This is a genomic window from Hymenobacter gummosus (genome assembly GCF_003970915.1).
In the GTDB taxonomy this organism is placed as follows: Bacteria; Bacteroidota; Bacteroidia; order Cytophagales; family Hymenobacteraceae; genus Solirubrum; species Solirubrum gummosum.
Genome location: NZ_RXOF01000024.1, coordinates 57,974 through 66,571, shown reverse-complemented (window position 1 = coordinate 66,571; position 8,598 = coordinate 57,974). Strand labels below are relative to the sequence as shown.

Below are 8,598 nucleotides of genomic sequence, written 5' to 3'. Positions count from 1 at the left end.
TCCTCGGCCAATGAGTCGGCCGGGGCCAGCCGCAGAGGGAAGTACCAGAAATAGCCGGTCTGGTCGAGTTCCTCGAACCCGGGGTGCAGGTGGCGAAACCGGAGCGTATCGAGGCCGGCGCGGCGCCAAACTGAAACGTGCTGTCCCCAAACGCTTCGTAGGGTGCGTAGTAGCTTTCCACGGTGTCTTGGCGGTCGACGGGGCGGTAGCCGGCCGGCACAGCCTCCAGCAGCGGGGCGTTGGGCAAGGGCTTTTCGGGCGGGTCGCGGTGGCAGGCGAGCAGCAGCAGGCCGCTGAAAGCCAGCAGAAGCACACGGCGGGACACGAAGCGGCAGGATTAGCGGGTGGCGGGCAGCGTCAGCTCGGCGTAGTGGACGGGCGTTTCGTCGGTAATGGCGCCATCGGCGTCGGGGCGGCGCACTTGCAGCACCACGCGGTTGGAGGCGGCCCAACGCGCTTCGTCGGGTTCCCAGGAGGTGGGCTCGCGCTGCCAGAGCTGCTGCGGGCCGTCGGCGTCGATGCGTACCAGGCCCAGCACGTTGGGCTGTTCGCCCCCGCTCAGGCCCCGGCTGGTAAGCAGCAGCAGGCGGCCGTCGGGCGAGGGGGCCGGGTCGCCGAGCAGCTCCAGGCGGCGGCCGGTGCGCTGGTCCACCAGCACCGTACCGGCCGATTCCCAGTACCAGGCCCGCACCACCCACTGCCGGGCGGCGGGCAGGCTGCCCTGGTACTGGTAGCGCACCGCGTCGCCGTTCTCGATGGCGAACTGCGCGTCGGGCGTCGACGACAGCCGAACCAGCGGCCCCTGCGCGGGCTGCAGTAGCAAGTCGAGGCCCTGGCGGCGCACCCGGCCCCCGGTGGCGTCGAAGCGCTCCGCGGACAAGTCGTTGGCGACGTCGGGCAGGCGGCTGGCGGGCAAGCGGGCAAACGCGGCGGCCGTGACCGGGCGCAGCTGCACCAGCAGGCCGCCGGGCAGGTGCAGCGTATCGGCCGGCGCGGCGGGGCGGGCGGCGGCAGGCGGCACGGCTGCTGCCGGCGTCGAATCGGCCGCCGGGGCGGCCTGCTCGGGGGCTGACTGCTCGGTGGCGGGGTCGTCGGGGCGGCAGGCCGTGGCCAGCAGCAGCAGCGCGGCGAGGCGCAGGGTGGTAGTCATAGGCGGTGGTGGCTGGGTGGTCAGCCGGTTGTGCAGCGGCCCCCTTGCCGGCGGGGTTCTTGGGGCGCGCAGCGGCGTGCGTGGCTATTTTTCCTTGTAGATGTCGAACTGCGTGAACAGCACCCGGCCGAAGTTTTTGGCAGTAGTGGCGGTGCTGGTGCCGTGCTCGGGGTCGAGGGCGTGAAACCGTTCGCTGCCGTCGCGGTGCAGCAGCCAGGTGCGGGCGGCCTCGTCGTAGCGGAAAGTCACGAAGCGCGTCCAACGATGGGCGCTGCCGCCGTAGTGCTCCACGGTGAAGTAGCCGCGCTTGATGGCCAGGCCCACGAACGGGTCGCCCATCATGCCGCCGCAATCCACGCAGTACACGGCGTTGTCGGAGCGGGCGGCCAGCCGGTAGGTGCCGCCGGGCCCGGCCACAAACAGCAGCAGGGGCCGCTTGGTGGGGTGGTCGATTACGTCGGAGGTTTGCTTTTCGTCGGGGCGGTGCAGCACCACCAGCCAATCGGGCAGGGCGTCGCGGTTCAGGTCGCCCCGCTCGGCCTCAAGCACCTGGTAGCCGGCCGGCAGGGCGCGGCGAATGGCGGCGGGCAAGGTCGGCGTTTGCGCCGGCGTCTGGAGAAAGGCCGGCAGCAGCAGGAAGCCGCCGGCAAGTACGTGCAGCATCGGGCAGGGCAGCATAAGCGGGAATTACTCGAACGTGGATTCATCGACCAGGCCGCGCACAAACGACTCGAAGTCGGGGGCCAGAAAGGTGATTTTATAGTCGCATTCCTGGTCGACGTGCACCACGGCCGGCTCGCCCTGGGGGCCGCAGGCGCGGTAGTCGAGCATGATAACGTCGTGGCCGGCGGAGGGACAGTCGCCCACCACCACGCCGATGGCCGGGTAGCCCCACTCGTCGAGCATGAACTGGCTGCCCTGGGCCCCGCCGAGCGACAGGGTTTGGCGGCGCCCGATGCCGCTGATGCTGGTAATGGCCACGTGGTCGTCGGCCCAGCTGGTGGGCTGGGTGGTCGGAAAGCAGGTGCGGCGCGGCATGCCGCCGTTGCGCACCCGCATCAGCGCCACGTAAAAGGCCGGCAGGCGGTAGCCCAGCTCGGCTTCGATGGACTGTATCAGCTCGTCGGTGGGCGGGGGCTCGGTGAGCTGGGCGGCGTGGGGGCTGTCGTCCCAGAAGTCCTGGGCGTCGAAGTCGGCGGGCAAGAACATCAGTGGGCAGTTGGTCTGCTCACAGGTACGCCCACCGCCGGGCTTGGTTGGCCGGCAGCGGCCTTCGGCGGCTGGGTGGCGGCAGCGAATTTGCGGGCGGCGGGGCAAGCAGAGGCGCCTCGTTGCACGACAACCCAAAACGGCGCGGACGTCGAGACGCAACTATGCGTCGCTACACCTTGCCGGAATCCGCGGCAATTGCTCCTACTGCAACCCGTTCAGCAGCTTATAAAACGAGTCGGCGTAGATGTCACTGATGGGAATAATCTGGTCGGCAATCTGAATCCGGTTTTTCTCGATGTGGTCGATTTTATCGAGGGCCACCAGGAAAGAGCGGTGCACGCGGGCAAAGTTCTGAGCGGGCAGCAGCTCCTCCAGTTTGGCAAAACTCAGCAGCGTCATAAACGGGGCGCTCCGGCAGCTGCTGGCGCACCACCGCCCCGGCACCTTGCCCCGCCCTACCTCGCTGGATCTTTACCGGGAGCTGCAGGCGGCCACCCCCGACTCGCTCCACCCGCTGCTCCATGACCTGTTCCGGGCCAACACCTTCTGGGAGCTGCAGACGAAAACCGCTACTGCTCAAAAGCTCCGCGGCGGCAACTGGCAGGTCACCATTCACCTGCAGGCCCGCAAGCTGGTAGTCGACAGCGCCGGCACCGAGACGAAACGTCCGCTGCGGGACTGGGTGGAAATCGGCGTCTTCGCCCCTGCCGAAGCGGACCAACGGGTGGGAAGGCCCCTCTACCTGCAAAAGCACCTCATCCAATCCGGCCAGCAGACCATTCGGCTGACCGTACCCAGCCAACCTGCCCGAGCCGGCATCGACCCGCGCAGCCTGCTAATCGACTGGAATCTGACCGACAACTACAAGGCGGTGCAGCTGGCAGATTAGGTCTTTGCACAGTTTCCTTGGCGTAGCGCTACGGTAATCAGAAAACAGTAGCCTTGCCAGGAGTAGCCATGAACAAAAAGCCCGGCCGAACACGATAAAACGTGTTCGGCCGGGCTTTTGGTGGGCCCAGCTGGAATCGAACCAGCGACCTGCTGATTCACTTTCCTCCGGTTTCCCGGAGTAGTTGGACTATCTCATCACCATATTTGCCGCGAGGCAAACGTAGGTGGGGGGCGTTGGTGGAAGCGTATTGCGTGGTCTGCTCACTTCCTAGTCTCTGCACCTTCCGGGTACTATCATGACCGTTCCCCGGCTTGGCTCAGGATTGCCATCGGCTGCCGTTTGCGGCCGAACAGGTTTCCCTGAATTAACCCCCTGCTCATCCCGTAGTTTCCTGCCGGGAGGCACCGCTGAACATAGCTTGAACTTGATGAAGCACCAGTTCCAGATGATGTACTTCCGCGTGGCAATTGGAGCATAACAGCTCACATTTGCTGGCTTCGGCCATTATCACCTCCCATGTCCTATTCGACAAAACCCGCATATCCAGCTTGATAGCTTTACTATTCGGATCGGAGTGGTGGAAATGCAACGCAGCCGTGTTTGCACAGTAGCCGCATTTCTGGCACCGCCCCCCTAACTGCTCGATTAGGCGAAGCTTCCGCTTCAATGACCGGACAGTTTGAGAGTGGTAGGTGTTTGTCTGTGATTTGACCCGGTAGTAGTGGCCCTTCTGCTTGCAAGTATTACTACAATACTTCTGCTTCTGACCAGCTATGGGTTCATCACATACAACACACCGCTTCATTCTAATTCAAAGAACGCTCTGTTGATGAGTCAGCTGCTCTAACCGATTGAGCTATAGGCCCATGTCATAGCTTCTCTCCGAATGAGATTGGCTGCGACACCGCAAACTACGTATTTCGCGGCGGCTTTACCAAATTCTTCCCCTTATGAGCCCTGACCACCGCCTGCCCAATCTGCTGTTCGACTTCGGCGGCGTCATCATCAACATCGACTACGACCGGACGCTGGCGGCCATGCGGGCCCTGAGCCGGGTGGGCTCCACTATTGAGTTTACCCAGGCGGCCCAGTCGACCCTGTTCGACGAGCTGGAAACCGGCCGGATTTCGCCCGCGGCCTTTCGCCAGGGCCTGCGCACCCACTACGACCTCAGCCATGCCACCGACGCGGAGCTGGACGCGGCCTGGAATGCCATGCTGCTCGACGTGCCGCTGGAGCGACTGGAATACCTGCGCGAGCTGCGCCGCCAGGGCTACCGCACGGCCCTGCTGTCGAATACCAACAGCATTCATATCCAGGTCATCGACGAGATGCTGCGCCGCGAGTACGGCCTGGCAAACGGCATAGCCGAGGTGATTGACCGCGTGTTCTATTCGCAGCAGGTGGGGCTGCGCAAGCCGGGGCGGGAGATTTTCGAGCACGTGCTACGCGAGTTGGACTGGCGGCCCGAGGAAACCCTTTTCGTGGAGGATAGTATTCAGCACATCCGTACGGCCGAGGCGCTGGGCATCCATACCCTGTTTCTGGCCCCGCCGCTGACGCTTACCGAGGCCCTGCCGGCCGCCCTCCGTGCCTTCGAAGCCCCCGCTAACCCCTGACGACCTGCTACTACCCACCCGGCGCCCCGTGCCGCGGTGGCGGACGGCCGCTACGCACCTGGGGCTGTTCTTACTGACGTTGCTGACCACCACCGCGGCCGGCGCCGGGTGGCTCACGGGCCACCGCTTGCTCGACGCCACGGCCCAGGACAGCTTCCCGCGCCTAAGCGGCTGGTGGCCTTCGGCGGCCGAGCTGGCGCGGGGCTTGGCCTATTCACTGCCCCTGCTGGGCTTTCTGACCGCGCACGAGTTTGGCCACTACGCTGCGGCCCGCTGGCACCGCATCCGGGCCACGCTGCCCTACTACTTGCCATTTCTGAACGGTGTGCTCGACATCGGCACGCTGGGGGCCATTATCCGCCTCCGAAGCCAGGTTTCCTCGCGGCGGGCGTTTTTCGACGTGGCCGTGGCCGGACCGCTGGCGGGCCTGGTGGTGGCCGTGGCCTTGCTGGCGTACGGCTTCACCCACCTGCCCCCCGCCCCCACCGGCCTGGTCCGCCCGTTGCCCGACCTGATGGTGCCGCAGCCGCCGCTGCTCTACCACCTGCTGGCCCGCTGCCTGGCCGACCCCACGCACCTGCCGCCCACTGACACGCTGATGCACTACCCCTGGCTGGCCGCCGGCACGCTGGGCCTGCTGATTACGGGGCTGAATCTGCTGCCCTTCGGCCCGCTCGACGGGGGGCGCGTACTCTACGGACTGCTGGGCTACCACGGCTACAACCGCCTGGTTCCGTGGCTGTTCGTGCCGTTCGTCTTCTACGCCGGGCTGGGCCTGTTTCACCTCACCGACGGCTGGCGCACCTGGCTGTACGGCGGGGTGCCCTACCTGCTTTGTCTGGTAGCGCTGCTCTGGGGCCTGCTGCCCCGGCGCCGGCTGGTGCTGCTAGCGGCCCTGGGCTTGTGGGCATTGCAGGTGGCCTTGGCTACAGCCATGCCCACGCTGGAAGGGGCGCCCGGCTGGCTGACGCTGGGCCTGATTCTGGCCCGGGGGCTGGGCATTTTCCACCCCGAAGCGCCCGACGAGCAGCCCCTCACGCCCGGCCGGCGGGTGCTGGGCTGGCTGACGGTGCTCGTCTTTGGCTTGTGCTTCTCCCCGGCGCCTTTTACCTTCAGCCCCAACGCCTTGCCGGCCGCCCCGCAACGCCCCGCGCCGCCGCGCGTACCTGAGCCTATGCCTACCTCCGCTTCTGCCCCCGACCGCACCGCCCCCGAGTACCGCTGGACGCTGGCCGCCCGCATTGCCGACCAGATGCTGGAAGCCGGCCTGAGTCACCGCGACGTGAACGAGGCCACCACGCCCGACGACGTCATCAGTCGCGGCGCCCTGCCCAAGGCCGACGCGGCCTACGTGCGCGGCCTGCAGGTGCTGCCCGACGGCGACGCCCGTGACCTGTTCGTACGCCACGCCCGCAGCAAGCCCCACGAGGACGACCCCAACTGCTGCGACACGTTCAACTTCTTCCGCCAGCTGGTCTGGATCAACCTCTACAGCCGCCCCGACGAGGACGAAGTGCTGCCCGGCTAAACCCGCGCTGGTAGTACGGCTCGAAAGTCGCCCCACCACTACCGTTGCTGATAGCTGCCCATAAGAAAGCGGCGGCTCTGGATGCTACTCCAGGGCCGCCGCTTTTGGCTGCAACGGACTGCTACGCCGTCGTTCTACGATAGCGGTAGTACGACCCCAAAGTCGTACTACCACTCCCATGCCTAGCGCAGCGCCGCCACGCCGGGCAGCTCCTTGCCTTCCATGTACTCCAGCAGGGCGCCGCCGCCGGTGCTGATGTAGGACACCTGGTCGGCGAAGCCGAGCTGGTTGACGGCCGCCGCGGAGTCGCCGCCGCCGATGAGGGAGTAGGCACCGTTGGCCGTAGCTTCGGCAATGGCGCGGGCCACGTACTCGGTGCCCAGGGAGAAGTTGCTCATTTCGAACACGCCCATCGGGCCGTTCCACAGGATGGTTTTGGACTCGCGGATGATGCGGGCAAACTCCTCCCGGGCCTCGGGGCCGATGTCGAGGCCCATCCAGCCCTCGGGAATGTGCTGGTTGGCGGCCACGTCCACGTTGGCGTCGTTGGCAAACTTGTCGGCAATGAGGCTGTCGACGGGCAGCACCAGGTTCACGCCCTTGGCCTTGGCCTTCTCAATCAGCTCCAGGGCCAGCTCCAGCTTGTCGGCCTCCAGCAGGGAGGAGCCGATGCTGCCGCCCTGGGCCTTGGCGAAGGTGTAGGCCATGCCGCCGCCGATGAGCAGGTTATCGACTTTGTCGAGCAGCTGCTCGATGATGAGAATCTTGTCGGAAATCTTGGCCCCGCCCATGATGGCGGTGAAGGGCCGGGCGGCGTTGTTGAGCACCCGCTCGGCGTTGTCGACTTCGCTCTGCAGCAGGTAGCCGCCCACGCGGGCCTGGGGGAACGACTCGGCCACCACGGCCGTGGAGGCGTGGCGGCGGTGGGCCGTGCCGAAGGCGTCGTTCACGTACACGTCGCCGAGGCGGGCCAGCTGCTGGGCAAAGCCGGCGTCGCCCTTCTCCTCTTCGGGGTGAAAGCGCAGGTTTTCGAGCAGCAGAATTTCGCCCGGCTGCAGCTGCTGGGCCTGCTGCACGGCGTCGTCGCCCACGGCATCGGTGGCAAACTTCACCGGTGCGCCGTACTCCTGGCCCAGGCGCTCCACGAGGTGACGCAGGGAGTATTTGTCTTCGGGGCCGCCCTTGGGCCGGCCCAGGTGCGACATCAGAATCACCGCGCCGCCGTCGGCCAGGATCTTGCGGATGGTGGGCGTGGCCGCCCGGATGCGGGTGTCGTCGGTGATGCGGAAGTCCTTGTCGAGGGGCACGTTGAAGTCGACGCGCACCAGGGCTTTCTTGCCGGCGAAGTTGTACTGGTCGATGGTCTGCATGGAAGCTGACGGAAAGGGGTTGGGGAACGAAAACCGCTGCCGTTATACGCAGCGGCGGCGCGTAGTTCGTCCTTTTTCGGCGGGGATGCAAGATTGGGGCGGGGCGGGGCGTTTAGGCCAGGTGTTGCGGTGGGCCCGGCGCCGCGGCTGCCGGGGCCCAGTCAGCCGCAACCTATCCTCCTGCTTCATCTATCAATCACCTCGATGAAATCAACACTTCTACGGCTGTTGCCTGCCTTGCTGCTCAGCCAAGCCGCCTCGGCCCAGCAATTGCATTTCGGCGCCAAAGCCGGGGCGAATTATTCTGATTCCTATCAGCGGAACGTGGCTCCCGAATCTACCACCGCCATATTCGGTTATAGTCTCGGGGCATTAAGCCGCTATTCGTTTGGTCAAGACAAGTTCTGGAATATCCAAGTCGAACTGTTGTATTCGCGTAAAGGGGATGATTACCAGTACCCAGGACAGCGCCCTGGTGGCCAGCGCCGCCTGAGCTACCTTGAGCTGCCGGTACTGGCTAAAATCAACGTCCAGCGCATCGGCTTCGAGGCGGGTCCGCAACTGGGCTACCTGGTCGCAGCCCGATTTACCAACCCCATTACCGGCGTCGGCACCACCCGCGACTTACAGGGCCTGCGCCGTCTGCTGCTGGGCTACGTGGCTGGTGCGGGCTACGAGTTGCCGTCCGGTTACAGCTTTACCCTCCGCTACAACGGCGACTTCCTCCCCATAACACAGGGTGGCGGTTTCTTCCAAAGTCCTGCTCACTCCGTTTTCCAAGCTCAATTGGGCTATCTGCTGAGCAAGCGGGAATAACGTTTTGCCGG

10 protein-coding genes are annotated in these 8,598 nt (G+C 65.6%); 4 read left to right on the top strand and 6 right to left on the bottom strand.

The annotated features are described in order from the left end of the window. The 5 genes from EJV47_RS27295 to EJV47_RS27275 form a co-directional block, all read right to left on the bottom strand. Positions 1-313: hypothetical protein (locus EJV47_RS27295; RefSeq protein WP_133372531.1), on the bottom strand; the 313-nt coding region annotated here is incomplete at its 3' end. A gap of 24 nt (positions 314-337) precedes the next feature. After that, on the bottom strand, positions 338-1,150 hold the full coding sequence (locus EJV47_RS27290; protein WP_126696391.1) for a hypothetical protein: 813 nt from the start codon (positions 1,148-1,150) through the stop codon (positions 338-340). An 84-nt stretch (positions 1,151-1,234) separates the two neighbouring features. Continuing rightward, positions 1,235-1,813: a hypothetical protein gene (locus tag EJV47_RS27285; protein WP_126696390.1), complete on the bottom strand. Its 579-nt coding sequence runs from the start codon at positions 1,811-1,813 to the stop codon at positions 1,235-1,237. A gap of 24 nt (positions 1,814-1,837) precedes the next feature. Next, on the bottom strand, positions 1,838-2,359 hold the full coding sequence (locus EJV47_RS27280; protein WP_126696389.1) for an SMI1/KNR4 family protein: 522 nt from the start codon (positions 2,357-2,359) through the stop codon (positions 1,838-1,840). Between the two features lie 204 nt (positions 2,360-2,563). Further along, entirely contained in the window at positions 2,564-2,761 is a 198-nt protein-coding gene (locus EJV47_RS27275) for a LytTR family DNA-binding domain-containing protein (protein WP_243651333.1), read from the bottom strand. A 46-nt stretch (positions 2,762-2,807) separates the two neighbouring features. Between EJV47_RS27275 and EJV47_RS27270 the strand changes: the two genes are divergently transcribed. The 3 genes from EJV47_RS27270 (at position 2,808) to EJV47_RS27260 (ending at position 6,401) form a co-directional block, all read left to right on the top strand. Beyond that, a complete protein-coding gene (locus EJV47_RS27270) occupies positions 2,808-3,251 on the top strand; it encodes a hypothetical protein (RefSeq protein WP_126696388.1) in 444 nt (147 codons plus the stop codon). A 953-nt stretch (positions 3,252-4,204) separates the two neighbouring features. Then, a complete protein-coding gene (locus EJV47_RS27265; protein ID WP_126696387.1) occupies positions 4,205-4,873 on the top strand; it encodes an HAD family hydrolase in 669 nt (222 codons plus the stop codon). Continuing rightward, positions 4,845-6,401 carry a site-2 protease family protein gene (locus EJV47_RS27260; RefSeq protein ID WP_126696386.1) on the top strand — a complete coding sequence of 519 codons (1,557 nt, stop codon included), beginning with the start codon at positions 4,845-4,847 and terminating at the stop codon, positions 6,399-6,401. The genes EJV47_RS27265 and EJV47_RS27260 overlap by 29 nt, the downstream gene beginning before the upstream one ends. A gap of 182 nt (positions 6,402-6,583) precedes the next feature. Here the strand turns inward: EJV47_RS27260 and EJV47_RS27255 are convergent, their stop codons facing one another. After that, positions 6,584-7,771, bottom strand: a complete 1,188-nt coding sequence (locus tag EJV47_RS27255) for a phosphoglycerate kinase (protein WP_126696385.1) — start codon at positions 7,769-7,771, stop codon at positions 6,584-6,586. 204 nt (positions 7,772-7,975) lie between these two features. On the opposite strand from EJV47_RS27255, the gene EJV47_RS27250 reads away from it, so the two are divergent. Next, positions 7,976-8,587: a porin family protein gene (locus EJV47_RS27250; protein ID WP_126696384.1), complete on the top strand. Its 612-nt coding sequence runs from the start codon at positions 7,976-7,978 to the stop codon at positions 8,585-8,587. Positions 8,588-8,598: the final 11 nt, after the last annotated feature.

Coding starts and splice junctions, on each gene's coding strand:
- EJV47_RS27255 (WP_126696385.1), bottom strand. CDS start 7,771: ATGCAGACCATCGACCAGTACAACTTCGCCGGCAAGAAAGCCCTGGTG.
- EJV47_RS27250 (WP_126696384.1), top strand. CDS start 7,976: ATGAAATCAACACTTCTACGGCTGTTGCCTGCCTTGCTGCTCAGCCAA.
- EJV47_RS27290 (WP_126696391.1), bottom strand. CDS start 1,150: ATGACTACCACCCTGCGCCTCGCCGCGCTGCTGCTGCTGGCCACGGCC.
- EJV47_RS27265 (WP_126696387.1), top strand. CDS start 4,205: ATGAGCCCTGACCACCGCCTGCCCAATCTGCTGTTCGACTTCGGCGGC.
- EJV47_RS27275 (WP_243651333.1), bottom strand. CDS start 2,761: ATGACGCTGCTGAGTTTTGCCAAACTGGAGGAGCTGCTGCCCGCTCAG.
- EJV47_RS27285 (WP_126696390.1), bottom strand. CDS start 1,813: ATGCTGCACGTACTTGCCGGCGGCTTCCTGCTGCTGCCGGCCTTTCTC.
- EJV47_RS27280 (WP_126696389.1), bottom strand. CDS start 2,359: ATGTTCTTGCCCGCCGACTTCGACGCCCAGGACTTCTGGGACGACAGC.